Raw genomic sequence first — 13,268 nt, forward strand, 5'->3', positions numbered from 1 at the left:
TCAAAGTTAATTTTGCTCTTTCCTTACCCCTTTTTCGAGCGCTTTCCAGGCAAGGGTTGCGCATTTAATGCGGGCAGGAAACTTGGAAACGCCTTGCAGAGCAGCGATATCTCCCAATTTTTCCAAAGTTTCGTCATCGATTTCCTGCCCAAGCATCATTTTTGAAAACACATCTGCCAGTTCAAGAGCTTCATCAATTTTTTTCCCTTTAATGATTTCCGTCATCATCGAAGCGGATGACATGGAAATCGAACAACCTTCGCCGTCAAATTTGGCATCTTCCACAATTCCGTCATCATTGATTTTTAATGTAAGGTGAATGCGGTCACCGCAAGTAGGGTTATTCATATCCACCGTCACATTGTTCTCATCCAAATGCCCTTTATTGCGGGGCTTTTTGTAATGCTCCATGATGACCGCGCGATATAATTGATCCAAATTATTCAAAGACATTGTTGAAATACTCCTTCGCTGCGCGCAATCCTTCAACGAGTGCATCGATATCTTCTTTATTGTTATAGAGATAGAAGCTTGCCCGTGCAGTTGCAGAAACATTCAACCATTTCATCAACGGCTGTGCACAGTGGTGTCCTGCACGGATGGCAATGCCTCTCATATCAAGAACCGTTGCAAGATCGTGAGGATGCACGCCATCTAAATTGAAAGTGATAAGACCGCAACGTTTATCCGGGTCTTTCGGACCGTAAATATGGATTCCTTCGATTTTCTCCATTTCAGACAACGCATATGCCACCAGATCATGTTCATGCTGTCTGATTCTTTCCATACCGATATTTGTCAGATAATCGATGGCAGCTCCCAAACCAATGGCTCCTGCAATGTTCGGCGTACCGCCTTCAAACTTCCAAGGAAGCTCTTTCCAAGTGGAATCATACAAATCCACGAAATCGATCATTTCTCCGCCAAATTCGATCGGTTCTGTTTTTTCCAGCAGTTCCTGTTTGCCGTAAAGAATACCGATTCCTGTAGGAGCGCACATTTTATGGCCTGAGAATGCCAAAAAGTCGCAATCCAAATCTTGCACATCAATCTTCATATGAGGTGCCGCCTGGGCCGCGTCCACCACCATCACGGCGCCGTTTTCATGGGCAATGGCCGCTACTTCTTTAATCGGATTGATGGTGCCAAGCACATTGGAAGCCATAGTCATCGCCACAATCTTCGTTTTTGGCGTAACGGTTTTTTTCACCGTTTCCAATGAAATGGTACCGTCTTCTTCCAAATCAATATATTTTAAAACGGCCTTTTTCTCTTTCGCAAGCTGCTGCCATGGAATCAGGTTCGAATGATGTTCCATGTAGGTAATGACAATTTCGTCGCCTTCCTGTATATTCTGTCTTCCGTAGGAGCTGGCAACAGTATTGATGGATGTGGTAGTTCCCCGGGTATAGATGATTTCTTTCGTTGATTTCGCATTGATAAATTTGCGGACTTTTTCCCGCGCTCCTTCGTACGCATCTGTCGCGCGGTTTCCTAAAGTGTGGACGCCGCGGTGCACATTGGCATTATCAAAATCATAATATTTGCGGACAACTTCCAGCACTTGCACAGGCTTTTGGGACGTGGCGGCGCTGTCAAGGTAAACAAGCGGATGGCCGTTTACTTCCTGATTTAAAATCGGAAAATCTTTTCGGTATTCATTCATTTGCGAACTTTCCCTTCAATAACCTTTGTTAATTGCTTTTTAACGCCTTCGATCGGCAGCGAATTGACAACCGGTGCAAGGAATCCGTGGATGATCAGGCGCTCTGCCTCTTCTTTGGAAATTCCTCGGCTCATCATGTAGTAAAGCTGAGTAGGATCCACCCGTCCGACGGAAGCGGCGTGTCCTGCCATGACATCATTTTCATCGATTAACAAAATCGGATTGGCATCCCCGCGGGCTTTACCAGAAAGCATCAACACACGGGATTCTTGTTGTGCATTCGATTTGGAAGCTCCATGTTCGATTTTGCCGATTCCGTTAAAAATCGTCTGGGCAGCATCTTTCACTACGCCGTGGGTTAAAATGAACCCTTCGGAATTTTTGCCCCAATGACGGACTTCAGTCGTGAAGTTTTGTTTCTGTTCACCTGTGGCGACCACGACTGTTTTTGTATCCGCGGATGAACCGTCTCCGACAAGATGTGTAATATTTTCGGAAATTGTGTTGGAATTATTCATTAAACCTAATGCCCAATTGATTTTTGCATCCCGGTTTAAATGGGCGCGGCGATTCACATAAGTCGTAAATCCTTTGGCAAGCACATCCACCGCACCGAAAGTGACTTGCGCATTATCCAATGCGATCACTTCTTCAATCAAGTTCGCCTGACCTTTTGCAGTTTCAACCGTCGATAAATAGTTTTCCACATAAGTCACGGATGAATTCTGATCCGCAACAATCAACACATGGTTGAATAATGAAGCCTCTTCGTCATCGTGGAGGAACACCACTTGAATCGGCTTTTCAATGACAACGTTTTTCGGAATATATAAAAACACTCCGCCGTTAACCAATGCCGCATGGTAAGCGGCCAATCTATGCTCGTCCGATTTGACAGCCGTTGTCATGAAATACTTTTGGACCAAGTCGCCATGTTCACGAACGGCCGTTAAGAAATCTGTAAATATAACGCCTTGAGCCTTCAGCTCTTCGGAAAGTTTCAAAACTGCCGGCGTATTGTTCCGTTGAATATAAAGGTTCTCCTGGTAATCAATATCGATTAATTCCTTTACTTCTTCAGGCAATTCTTCGATTGCGAAAAGATCGCTTTTTACCGTATGTTTAGGGAAGTTGATAAAATCCCATTTTTCGATGTTCGTTTTATCCGGTTTTGGCATTGGCAGTTCAGCAGCCTTTTCGATAGCAGCCGCACGCAGGTCCGCAAACCATTTCGGTTCATTGTTTGACTCAGAGAACGAGCGGACTTCGCTAGCTGAAAATGCCAATTTTGTTTCAATCGACATATGAATCGTCCTCCCAAATTAAACTTCTTCTTTTTCAATTACTGCATCTGTGTTTTCAATGCCTAATTCCTTTTTAATCCATTCATAACCTTCTGCTTCAAGTTTTTTCGCTAGCTCAGGTCCGCCGGATTTTACGACACGTCCTTGCATCATCACATGTACATAATCCGGAGTGATGTAGTTGAGCAAACGTTGGTAGTGCGTAATAAGCAGGCAGCCGAAGTTTTCTCCGCGCATAGCGTTGACACCTTTCGCGACAACTTTTAACGCATCTATATCAAGACCGGAGTCGATTTCGTCCAAAATCGCAAAAGTCGGCTTTAACATCATCATTTGAAGAATTTCATTGCGCTTCTTTTCACCGCCTGAGAAACCTTCATTCAAGTAACGTTGAGCCATTTCCGAATCCATTTCCAAGAATTCCATCGTCTTGTCCAATTCGCGAATAAATTGCATGATGGAAATTTCATTGCCTTCCCCGCGGCGGGCATTGATTGCGGAACGGATAAAGTCGGCATTTGTTACACCGGAGATTTCAGATGGATATTGCATCGCAAGGAAAAGACCCGCTTTTGCGCGTTCGTCCACTTCCATCTCCAAAACATTTTGTCCATCTATTTCAATTGTACCTTGAATCACTTCATATTTCGGATGACCCATAATGGCCGCTGCCAAAGTGGATTTACCAGTACCATTAGGCCCCATGATCGCATGTACTTCGTTTGTATTGATCGTTAAATTTACGCCTTTTAAAATCTCCTTACCTTCAATTGCTACATGAAGATCTTTGATTACTAAAGTAGACATCTATATACCTCCATCTTTTTATGGTTGGTAGTACCATCGTTAAGTAGTACCATTACTAATTTATTATCATTCTAATCTTAACCGAAATCAAGTAAGCATGCAAAACATTTAGACTTTAAAACCCATAAATCAGAAAAATCCCCACCAATATTAGGATTTCCAAATCTTCAATCAGTTTATCTCACCCGAGGATTTGTAAAAAGCAGGTTGATTTATTTTCAATAAACCAAAACTAATTGAGAATTATTATTAATAAGTTAAATTTTACGCAAGACCCGTTAACCTTAGAAATCATATCATCGCATTTCCTGAATTGTACAATTCCATCATTTGTGCCAAATAATTTTTTTGAATAATTGTTATTTAATAAATTTTTAATGTAGCATTTATTTCTTTCCATCTTGCAAAAAAGTGTTAAAACTTCAAACAGCATCGAACATTTCTATCGTTTACTTTTAAATAAATTTCTTTTAATATAAAAATTGCATATATATTACATAGACTCATCTCGTTTTTAGATGATTAGGGGGGAGCATTCTGGAATTACGTCAATTGCGTTACTTCGTGGAAGTGGCTGAACGGGAACATATTTCGGAAGCGGCGGAGCATCTTCACGTCGCCCAATCCGCTGTCAGCAGACAGATTGCGAATTTGGAAGAAGAGCTCGGAACGGCACTTTTTGAACGGGTCGGGCGAAACGTAAAACTGACACCGATCGGAAAAATCTTTTTGGAACATGCCATAACGGCGCTTAATGCCATCGATTTTGCGGTAAAACAAGTGGAAGAATATTTGGATCCGGAACGGGGATCCATCAAAATCGGGTTTCCTACCAGTCTCGCAAGTTACGTCTTGCCGACAGTAATCTCCGCTTTTAAGAAAGAATATCCGGATGTATCATTCCACTTGCGGCAGGGATCTTACCGGTATTTAATAGAGGCCGTAAGAAACCGGGAACTGAACCTCGCCTTTTTGGGACCGGTGACGCGCAAAGATGAAACAATCAATTCTTTGATTTTATTTAACGAAAATATTTGCGCTTTGCTTCCGGCAAATCATCGTCTGGCGAAACGCGACAAAATACAATTGGATGAACTCCGAAATGATCACTTTGTCCTTTTCCCTGAAGGATACATTCTACATAAAGTGGTAGTAGATGCATGCAAATCTGCAGGCTTTTCTCCAAAAGTCATTTCCGTCGGGGAGGATATGGATGCCTTAAAAGGGCTTGTTGCAGCGGGAATAGGCGTAACATTGCTTCCTGAAAGTTCCTTCTACGATTCTACTCCCCGGTTAACGATCAAAATGAAAATCGACAATCCAAGCATTACGCGCAATGTAGGCATCATTTATCCGGCCAACCGGGAATTGGCCCCTTCCGAACAAGTGTTTCTCAAATTTGTTCAATCATTCTTCTCCAGATTGAATCAATTTCAATAAGTGCCTAAAAAAGCCTCCCATGATTAGGAGGCTTTTTTTTATTTATTTACAGGAACGACAGAGCCGCCCCATTCTTCAAGGATGAAATCCTGGATTTCCTTGGAGCGCAACACTTCCACTAATTTTTTGATTTCTTCGCGGTTTTCATCGCCAGAACGTACAGCAATTACGTTTACATAAGGTGATTCTGAACCTTCAATGGCGATGGAATCTTTTACAGGGTTGATGCCTGCGTCAATCGCAAAGTTGGAGTTGATGACAACTGCGTCTCCTTCTTCGTTTTCATAATATGTAACCATCATTTCAGGAGCGTCAGTTGCTTCAATTTTCAAGTTTTTCGGATTTTCTACAATATCATCCAATGTGGCTTTTGTTTTATCAATGCCGTCTTTTAATTTGATTAAACCTTGCGCTTCAAGCAATGATAAAATGCGGCCATGGTCAGGAATTGAGTTTGAAATCAGGATTGTCGCACCATCAGGCAGTTCATCCAAAGATTTATATTTTTTGGAGTAGATGCCGATCGGTTCGATGTGGATACCGCCAGCATTGACTAGATCATAACCTTCTTCGGCCACTTTTTGTTCAAGATACGGAATGTGTTGGAAGTAGTTTGCATCAAGGTCGCCATTGTTCAAATCTTCGTTTGGCAATACATAGTCTTGATATTCTTCAATTTCCAGTTCAATTCCTTCTTTTTCCAAAATAGGTTTGGCTTTTTTCAAAATCTCCGCATGCGGTGTATGGGAAGCACCCACTTTTAAAGTCACTTTTTCTTTTCCATCTTCTTTTGTTCCTTCATCAGATGAAGATTTTGAATCTTCTTTTGTACCGCATGCCGCCAATGCGAGAACGAGCACGGATAACAACAAGAATGAGAAGATTTTCTTCATGCCTCTTACTCCTTTTCCTAAAATTTTTTATGTGAACGGCTTTTGCCTCATCACCCGTTAACGTTTGTCCGTTTTTGCGGTGATCGTGTCTCCGATCCATTGAATCACAAACACGATAATCAAAATTAAAATCGTTGCCATCAATGTCACATCTTCGCGGCTTCGTTGGAATCCTTCCAGAAATGCCAGGTTCCCGAGACCGCCCGCACCGATAATGCCCGCCATCGCCGTGTATCCGACAAGGGCAACGGCCGTCACCGTAATCCCGGATATAAGCGCAGGTTTTGATTCCGGTATCAATACTTTCCAAATAATTGTGAAAGTATTGGCACCCATTGATCTCGCCGCTTCAATGACTCCCTTGTCCACTTCCCGGAAGGCGATCAATACAAGCCGGGCATAGAATGGAGCCGAACCGACAATCAACGCCGGCAATGCGGCATTTACTCCGCGGATGGTACCAAGCAAAAACTTCGTAAATGGAATCAACAGAATGATTAAGATGATAAACGGTATGGATCGGAAAATATTGACAAGCGATCCCGTCAAGAAATGAACGATTTTGTTCGCCCAAATCTGATTCGGGCTGGTTAAAAACAGCAATATGCCGATCAATAAGCCAAGAACGAAGGTGACCGCCGTGGAAACAACCGTCATATAGATCGTATCGTACGTCGCCTGCCACATGATGTCCCATTTAACATTCGGAAATAACGTTTCCATCATTTCGTAATCACCTCCGCCTGAATATTCATCGTTTTCAGTTTTTCCATAGCCTTTTCAACATTTTCCGGATCGCCGTCAAGCTGGACAATCAACGTACCATAAGGGCCGTCCATTGTTTCGGATATATTGCCGTAAAGGATGTTCACATTGATTTGAAATTCTTTAATTAAATAAGAAATGACGGGCTGGCCTGAAGTATTTCCGACGAACGTTAATTTTACGACTTTTCCGGCCGGATAATTTTTTAGGATATGTTTGATGGCTTCTTTTGCTTCTCTTGAATCGGACACCTGCATGACAAAATTTTTCGTAATTTCCGCCTGAGGATTCCGGAACACCTCGAGCACGCTTCCCTGCTCTACAATGCGTCCTGCCTGCATGACCGCCACGCGATGGCAAATTTTGCGGATGACATGCATTTCATGGGTAATGAGCACGATGGTGAGACCAAGACGCTCATTAATATCGGATAACAGGCTCAAAATGGAATCAGTCGTTTCCGGATCCAGCGCGCTTGTCGCCTCATCGCAAAGCAGCACTTCCGGATTGTTTGCCAAAGCCCTCGCAATTCCCACACGCTGCTTTTGTCCGCCGGAAAGCTGGGATGGATAAGCATCTTCCCTGCCTTTCAACCCTACCAGCTCGATCAGTTCTTTAACCCTTTTTTCCCTTTCGGCTTTCGGAACTCCGGCAATTTCCAATGGGAAGGCAATATTTTCAGCCACCGTCCTGGACCATAACAAATTAAAATGTTGGAAAATCATGCTGATTTTTTGGCGGGCTTTGCGCAATTCTTTCCCTTTGATGGATGATATTTCAAGATCATTGACAACAACGGAACCGCTCGTCGGTTTTTCAAGCCCGTTCAAAAGGCGGATTAACGTACTTTTCCCGGCGCCGCTATATCCGATGATTCCGAAAATTTCACCTTTTTGAATGGACAAACTTACATGATCAACTGCGGTCAATTCCCCGTTCTTTGTTTTGTAAACTTTCGTGACATCTTTTACCTCGATCATTCCAAGTACTCCTTTTATAAACCGCAATATGTAAATTTTTTAAACTCCAACTACAGCATTATGTACATAAAAGCTGAATATTTCAATAAAAAAACCTCCTACTTTTTGTTATAAGTAGAAGGGAAGTTGAACTGCCCGCACTAAAGATCCGTAAAACTTCCTCTTATCTTTCAAAGTAAACAATACTTTGCGTGATTTGGCACCTTATCATATGGAACTATGATGGTTGCCGGGTTTCATAGGGCACTTCCCTCCACCACTCTTAATAAGAGTTTCCTATTTAATTATGGAATCACTGTAACATGTAATCTATCATATGTCAACTATAAAGTTAACTTTTCATATAAGTTTGGTACGGATTTAAAGGCATATATTTTTTCACGTATTTCTCCGTTCTTTGTAATAATTAAACAAGGAACGCTTTCGATTTTTTGTTCGAAAGCGAAATCTTCCAAAAAATTGATGTCCGCCTTTCCAATCGGGATGTTTGGGAGCAATTCCTCGATCACTTCCAACATTTTGGATGCCACTTTGCATGTTCCGCAAAAGGGCGTGTATAAATAAAAAGCGGTTACTTCATGATTTTTCATTTTTTCTTTCCATGTATTGATTGTCCATTCTTCCATATTCCACCATTTCTTTCCTATGCCAAATATTCTTTATGAACCTCAAATTTTGCGTCTTTCAATAATTGGGCCAACATTTTCCTAGGTACATTGGCAACTTCGATATAAGTTTTCGGAACGGTAAGATGAATCGCTTCGGAATAGATCCTTTTCATCAGCTTCCGCAACTTTTCACCGGATTGATCCGCATCAAAAAAAGTATATAATTCACAATCCTCATATGGCTCTAAAAGTTCAAGAAGGGCATCTTCACTAATCGTTCCATTTGTGCAGACAATTTTTACATCTTCCGCTAAAATTGGGGCCAATTTCATCATATCCGATCGACCTTCTACAATGATACATTTTTCATAATGCATATTGTTCACCCCACATTTTAAGATAGGAACCGAAGAAAGAGAAATAAAAAGGCTGTTTATTTATTATATTTTCATTTTAAAAAAACGCCAGTTTTTTCACTGGCGTTTCCCGAATTATTCTGAAATGATTTTTTCATATTCTTCCGCAGTAAGCAATTGGTCGATTTGCGAAGCGTCTGACGGTTCAACCACAATCATCCACGCTTGTTCATATGGAGATTCATTTACGAGTTCAGGGCTGTCTTCCAATTCCGTATTGACTTCCACCACTTTGCCGGATACAGGCGCATATAATTCAGAAACCGTTTTTACGGATTCAACGCTGCCGAATGGTTCATTCATTTGAACTTCGTCACCCACTTGAGGAAGTTCGACGAACACAATATCTCCAAGCTCGGATTGAGCAAAATCAGTGATTCCCACACGAACTTTTCCGTCTTCCACTTTCACCCATTCATGTTCTGAAGTATAGCGCAATTCCTTAGGTACTGTCATACTTTAACCTCCATCTGATATATGTAATCTTTAGAACAGTTTGACATATTTCTACAGTAAAAACAAGTCACTTCCAATTCTTTTCGAACTCTTCCTCTTTAAACCCAAGAGTGACTTTTTCGCCGTCCGTCACAATCGGCCGTTTAATCAACATACCGTCAGAAGCAAGCAGATCTAATTGTTCTTCCTCGGACATCTCGTTTAGTTTATCCTTCAAACCAAGGGATCTATACTTTTGGCCGGATGTATTAAAAAACTTTTTCAACGGCACTCCGCTTTTTTCCCAATAGGATCTGAGTTCTTCTTTCGTTGGTGTTTGTTCCACAATATTGATGGCTTCATACTGGATTCCATGCTCGTCCAGCCATTTTTGCGCTTTTTTGCAAGTTGTACATCTCGGATAATGAATAAATTTCAATGTCATCTCGATATCTCCTCATTTTCATAATTTTTCTAACTACTCTTATTTTTATCATGCATGATTCAAATCATGTGTTCAAGCAGAATTTTTTGTAAAAATTGTAGCTTTATACGGAATTTCATCCATGAAAACTTGGGCAGATCCTTCCCTTTTTGGGCACTTGCAATCACCTCTTTGGCAGATAACCCCTTACCTTCTGCTTATAACTCCCCAGCTCGTGCAATTGCCTACTCACCTTGGGCACATAATTCCTTATCTCGGGCTTTGCTTACTCCACTTGGGCACATAATTCCTCAGCTGGGGCGCTTGCCTACTCCACTTGGGCACATAACTCCTTACCTTGGGCACTTGCGTTCAACACTCGGGCACTTAAAAATTCCCCTTGGGCTTGACTCCTCACCTTGGCCACTTGCCTACTCAGCTTGGACATAACAGAATTTTGACATTCAAACAAAAAATGCCGGGAGCGGATCTAAATCCGCTCCCGGACACCATCGGGCATTACACAATATATTTTTCCGCCGCAATGAGGCGCTCTGCCGCTTCACGTTTTTTCAAAATCAAATTATATGGATTGTGGCGAGTCAATTTGCGCAATGCAGAAAGGGTGATCCGCTGATTGTCTCCCTCAACGGAAGCAATGATCGTTTCTTTTGCTTCTTTTTCAATTTCCGCAAAGGCTTCCTGGCAAAAGATTTGAGTGTATAACAATTTTTGTTTCGCTTTTTCCAGACCGTCCCTTTCAATCGCTTTAGCCGTGCGCAGGATGGCGGATTCCATTGCATAGATCAAAATGGCAATGTTTGCGATATTCACCAATACTTCCTGCTCTTCTTCAAGTTTTGTTCCAAATCGTTGCGCCGCTACCCCAGCTGCAAGGATGCCAATTTTCTTCGCGTTTTTCAACAGATATTTTTCCTGCTCTAACGGTGCGTCGCCGACCTCTTCCGGCATGAGCATAAACAGCTCTTGTTGCAAGTTTTGCGCCACCTGAAGCAGTGGAAGTTCTCCCTTCAAGGCTTTCTTCATGAAAGTGCCCGGAATAATCAGGCGGTTGATTTCATTTGTCCCTTCGAAAATACGGTTGATGCGGGAATCACGGTAAATGCGTTCCACTTCATACTCGGACATGAAACCGTAGCCGCCGTGAAGCTGCACCGCTTCATCCGCCACATAATCCAGCGTTTCAGAACCGAACACTTTGGCAATGGAGCACTCAATGGCATATTCTGCTACCGCGTTTGCCACCGCTTTTCCATCTTTTTGTTCCTCGTCGGAAAGCTTGTTGAAACGATTTTCGAAATAGCCGACCGTGCGGTAATTGAGGGATTCGGACGCATAGAGCCGTGAAGCCATTGTCGCGAGCTTTTCTTTCGTTAAATTAAAGCTGGAAATTGTCCGGTTGAACTGTTTGCGCTGATTTGTGTACTGGATGGCAAGTTCCAACGCGCGTTTGGAAGCTCCTACAGTACCGATGCCCAGCTTATAGCGGCCAATATTTAAAATGTTGAATGCCACCACATGCCCGCGCCCGATTTCAAATAATACATTTTCCACCGGAACTGGAACATCTTCCAAAATCAATGTGCGGGTGGATGAAGATTTGATCCCCATTTTCTTTTCTTCGGGACCGACGGAAACCCCTGGGAATGAACGTTCAACAATGAATGCGGTGAAATGCTCGCCGTCCACTTTCGCATAAACGACGAATACATCCGCAAAACCGGAGTTTGTAATCCATTGTTTTTCTCCGTTCAGAATATAATGGGTTCCCGCTTCATTCAGTCTGGCGGTTGTTTTCGCACCGAGCGCATCGGAACCGGAACCCGGCTCAGTCAGCGCGTAAGCCGCAATCCATTCTCCCGTTGCCAATTTCGGCAAGTATTTTTTCTTTTGTTCTTCATTGCCAAAAAGGACGATCGGCAAAGAACCGATTCCAACATGGGCGCCATGCGTCAAGCTGAAACCGCCGGCGCGGGACATTTTTTCTCCAATAAGTGCAGATGTGATTTTATCTAAACCTAATCCTTCGTATTCCTCCGGGATGTCTGTCGCAAGCAGTCCCAATTCTCCGGCTTTATCCATCAGTTTTCGCGAATGTTCAAACTCGTGGTTTTCCAGTTTATCCAACACTGGCAATACTTCATTTTCCACAAATTCTTCCGTCGTTTTTGCAATCATTAAATGCTCTTCGGAAAAATCCTCCGGTGTAAACACTTTTTCCAAATCCACATCTTCGATTAAAAAGCTTCCGCCCTTTACATAATCTGTTGTTTGAACCATTTCCATTCCTCCCCTATACTTTTCGGACTAGATTAATATAAAACTTCAAACACGCCGGCAGCCCCCATGCCTCCGCCGATGCACATTGTCACGACGCCGTATTTTTTTCCTTGCCGCCTTAATTCATGAATCAATTTCAATGTTAAAATGGCCCCTGTCGCACCAAGCGGATGTCCAAGCGCGATCGCGCCGCCATTGACATTGACTTTATCCAGATCCAGACCTAAGTGGCGGATGACCTGGATGGATTGGGACGCAAATGCTTCATTGAGCTCCCATAAATCGATATCCTCCTGCTTTAATCCAGCCAGCTTCAGCGCTTTCGGCACCGCTTCAATCGGACCGATTCCCATTACTTCCGGCGGCACTCCTCCCACGGCAAAGCTGAGGAATTTTGCCAAAGGTTTCAAACCTTGCTTTTCCGCTTCTTCCCGATCCATGACAAGAAGCGCCGCAGCGCCGTCCGACGTTTGGGAAGCATTGCCGGCTGTCACCGTCCCATTCAGGCTGAACGCAGGCCGCAATGTGCTTAAAACCTCTTTAGTCGTATTTGGACGCACCCCTTCATCCATCGAAAAGGTGAATCGTTTCTCTTTTAGCGTATTATTTTCATCGACATAATATTGGACAACATCGATTGGAACGATCTCTTCTTCGAATTTTCCTTCCTGAATCGCCTTATGGGCCAACTGGTGTGACCGGACGGCAAATTCATCCTGATCTTCACGGCTCACACCATAACGTTTTGCCACTTCCTCCGCCGTATGCCCCATGCTCATGTAATACTGCGGTGCTTCTTCGGCAAGTTTCGGATTTGGACGAATCACATGCCCCATCATCGGCACCATGCTCATGGACTCCACCCCGCCGGCGATAATGGCCTTGGCGTGTCCGAGCATGATTCTTTCGGCGGCATAAGCAATGGACTGCAATCCGGAAGAACAGAACCGGTTGATTGTAATTGCCGGCGTTGTATCAGGGAGTCCCGCCAATGCACCGATATTTCTCGCAACGTTCATTCCCTGCTCCGCTTCCGGCATCGCGCAGCCCATGATTAAATCATCGATTTCTCCCTCATAACCTGCCCGTTTTATTGCTTCTTTTACAACGATTGCCCCGAAGTCATCAGGACGCATTTGGGCAAGCGATCCTTTTTTCGCTTTGCCGATCGGCGTTCTCGCACCTGACACGATTACTGCTTCTCTCATGTAGATCCCCCTTTGTTCTAT

Annotated in this window: 14 protein-coding genes and 1 riboswitch; of the genes, 1 reads left to right on the forward strand and 13 read right to left on the reverse strand. The window is 43.2% G+C overall.

Annotated elements, in window-relative coordinates:
• Nucleotides 1–6: 6 nt before the first annotated feature.
• Genes sufU through sufC form a run of 4 tightly spaced genes read right to left on the reverse strand, consistent with a single transcriptional unit; the run spans nucleotide 7 to nucleotide 3,777 of the window.
• On the reverse strand, nucleotides 7–453 hold the full coding sequence (gene sufU, locus NST62_RS09645; RefSeq protein WP_141602749.1) for a Fe-S cluster assembly sulfur transfer protein SufU: 447 nt from the start codon (nucleotides 451–453) through the stop codon (nucleotides 7–9).
• Nucleotides 440–1,666: a cysteine desulfurase gene (locus NST62_RS09650; protein ID WP_141602750.1), complete on the reverse strand. Its 1,227-nt coding sequence runs from the start codon at nucleotides 1,664–1,666 to the stop codon at nucleotides 440–442. Before NST62_RS09650 ends, sufU begins: the two co-directional genes overlap by 14 nt.
• Nucleotides 1,663–2,970, reverse strand: a complete 1,308-nt coding sequence (gene sufD / locus NST62_RS09655) for a Fe-S cluster assembly protein SufD (protein ID WP_141602751.1) — start codon at nucleotides 2,968–2,970, stop codon at nucleotides 1,663–1,665. The genes NST62_RS09650 and sufD overlap by 4 nt, the downstream gene beginning before the upstream one ends.
• A gap of 18 nt (nucleotides 2,971–2,988) precedes the next feature.
• Nucleotides 2,989–3,777, reverse strand: a complete 789-nt coding sequence (gene sufC / locus NST62_RS09660) for a Fe-S cluster assembly ATPase SufC (RefSeq protein ID WP_141602752.1) — start codon at nucleotides 3,775–3,777, stop codon at nucleotides 2,989–2,991.
• A 537-nt stretch (nucleotides 3,778–4,314) separates the two neighbouring features.
• Here sufC and NST62_RS09665 point away from each other — a divergent pair.
• Nucleotides 4,315–5,217, forward strand: coding sequence for a LysR family transcriptional regulator (locus NST62_RS09665; RefSeq protein ID WP_342463289.1), 903 nt, complete (start codon nucleotides 4,315–4,317; stop codon nucleotides 5,215–5,217).
• A 38-nt stretch (nucleotides 5,218–5,255) separates the two neighbouring features.
• Here the strand turns inward: NST62_RS09665 and NST62_RS09670 are convergent, their stop codons facing one another.
• The 9 genes from NST62_RS09670 to NST62_RS09710 all read right to left on the reverse strand — a co-directional run bounded on the left by NST62_RS09670 (nucleotide 5,256) and on the right by NST62_RS09710 (nucleotide 13,247).
• Nucleotides 5,256–6,110, reverse strand: a complete 855-nt coding sequence (locus NST62_RS09670) for a MetQ/NlpA family ABC transporter substrate-binding protein (RefSeq protein ID WP_328220064.1) — start codon at nucleotides 6,108–6,110, stop codon at nucleotides 5,256–5,258.
• A gap of 57 nt (nucleotides 6,111–6,167) precedes the next feature.
• On the reverse strand, nucleotides 6,168–6,836 hold the full coding sequence (locus NST62_RS09675) for a methionine ABC transporter permease (RefSeq protein ID WP_342462837.1): 669 nt from the start codon (nucleotides 6,834–6,836) through the stop codon (nucleotides 6,168–6,170).
• Nucleotides 6,833–7,855, reverse strand: a complete 1,023-nt coding sequence (locus NST62_RS09680; protein WP_141602756.1) for a methionine ABC transporter ATP-binding protein — start codon at nucleotides 7,853–7,855, stop codon at nucleotides 6,833–6,835. The genes NST62_RS09675 and NST62_RS09680 overlap by 4 nt, the downstream gene beginning before the upstream one ends.
• Nucleotides 7,856–8,015: 160 nt before the next feature.
• Nucleotides 8,016–8,127, reverse strand: a riboswitch (SAM riboswitch).
• 51 nt (nucleotides 8,128–8,178) lie between these two features.
• Nucleotides 8,179–8,481 carry a thioredoxin family protein gene (locus NST62_RS09685; RefSeq protein ID WP_141602757.1) on the reverse strand — a complete coding sequence of 101 codons (303 nt, stop codon included), beginning with the start codon at nucleotides 8,479–8,481 and terminating at the stop codon, nucleotides 8,179–8,181.
• A 17-nt stretch (nucleotides 8,482–8,498) separates the two neighbouring features.
• Nucleotides 8,499–8,840, reverse strand: a complete 342-nt coding sequence (locus tag NST62_RS09690) for a toprim domain-containing protein (RefSeq protein WP_141602758.1) — start codon at nucleotides 8,838–8,840, stop codon at nucleotides 8,499–8,501.
• 114 nt (nucleotides 8,841–8,954) lie between these two features.
• Nucleotides 8,955–9,335, reverse strand: coding sequence for a glycine cleavage system protein GcvH (gene gcvH, locus NST62_RS09695; RefSeq protein ID WP_141602759.1), 381 nt, complete (start codon nucleotides 9,333–9,335; stop codon nucleotides 8,955–8,957).
• A gap of 67 nt (nucleotides 9,336–9,402) precedes the next feature.
• Nucleotides 9,403–9,759 (reverse strand): arsenate reductase family protein, encoded by a 357-nt coding sequence (locus NST62_RS09700; protein WP_141602760.1) that lies wholly within the window; start codon nucleotides 9,757–9,759, stop codon nucleotides 9,403–9,405.
• 498 nt (nucleotides 9,760–10,257) lie between these two features.
• A complete protein-coding gene (locus NST62_RS09705) occupies nucleotides 10,258–12,039 on the reverse strand; it encodes an acyl-CoA dehydrogenase family protein (protein WP_342462838.1) in 1,782 nt (593 codons plus the stop codon).
• A 32-nt stretch (nucleotides 12,040–12,071) separates the two neighbouring features.
• Nucleotides 12,072–13,247: an acetyl-CoA C-acetyltransferase gene (locus tag NST62_RS09710; RefSeq protein ID WP_141602762.1), complete on the reverse strand. Its 1,176-nt coding sequence runs from the start codon at nucleotides 13,245–13,247 to the stop codon at nucleotides 12,072–12,074.
• Nucleotides 13,248–13,268: the final 21 nt, after the last annotated feature.

It is taken from the genome of Ureibacillus sp. FSL K6-8385, assembly GCF_038593155.1.
In the GTDB taxonomy this organism is placed as follows: Bacteria; Bacillota; Bacilli; order Bacillales_A; family Planococcaceae; genus Ureibacillus; species Ureibacillus terrenus.

Coding starts and splice junctions, on each gene's coding strand:
- sufU (WP_141602749.1), bottom strand. CDS start 453: ATGTCTTTGAATAATTTGGATCAATTATATCGCGCGGTCATCATGGAG.
- NST62_RS09650 (WP_141602750.1), bottom strand. CDS start 1,666: ATGAATGAATACCGAAAAGATTTTCCGATTTTAAATCAGGAAGTAAAC.
- sufD (WP_141602751.1), bottom strand. CDS start 2,970: ATGTCGATTGAAACAAAATTGGCATTTTCAGCTAGCGAAGTCCGCTCG.
- sufC (WP_141602752.1), bottom strand. CDS start 3,777: ATGTCTACTTTAGTAATCAAAGATCTTCATGTAGCAATTGAAGGTAAG.
- NST62_RS09670 (WP_328220064.1), bottom strand. CDS start 6,110: ATGAAGAAAATCTTCTCATTCTTGTTGTTATCCGTGCTCGTTCTCGCA.
- NST62_RS09675 (WP_342462837.1), bottom strand. CDS start 6,836: ATGATGGAAACGTTATTTCCGAATGTTAAATGGGACATCATGTGGCAG.
- NST62_RS09680 (WP_141602756.1), bottom strand. CDS start 7,855: ATGATCGAGGTAAAAGATGTCACGAAAGTTTACAAAACAAAGAACGGG.
- NST62_RS09685 (WP_141602757.1), bottom strand. CDS start 8,481: ATGGAAGAATGGACAATCAATACATGGAAAGAAAAAATGAAAAATCAT.
- NST62_RS09690 (WP_141602758.1), bottom strand. CDS start 8,840: ATGCATTATGAAAAATGTATCATTGTAGAAGGTCGATCGGATATGATG.
- gcvH (WP_141602759.1), bottom strand. CDS start 9,335: ATGACAGTACCTAAGGAATTGCGCTATACTTCAGAACATGAATGGGTG.
- NST62_RS09700 (WP_141602760.1), bottom strand. CDS start 9,759: ATGACATTGAAATTTATTCATTATCCGAGATGTACAACTTGCAAAAAA.
- NST62_RS09705 (WP_342462838.1), bottom strand. CDS start 12,039: ATGGTTCAAACAACAGATTATGTAAAGGGCGGAAGCTTTTTAATCGAA.
- NST62_RS09710 (WP_141602762.1), bottom strand. CDS start 13,247: ATGAGAGAAGCAGTAATCGTGTCAGGTGCGAGAACGCCGATCGGCAAA.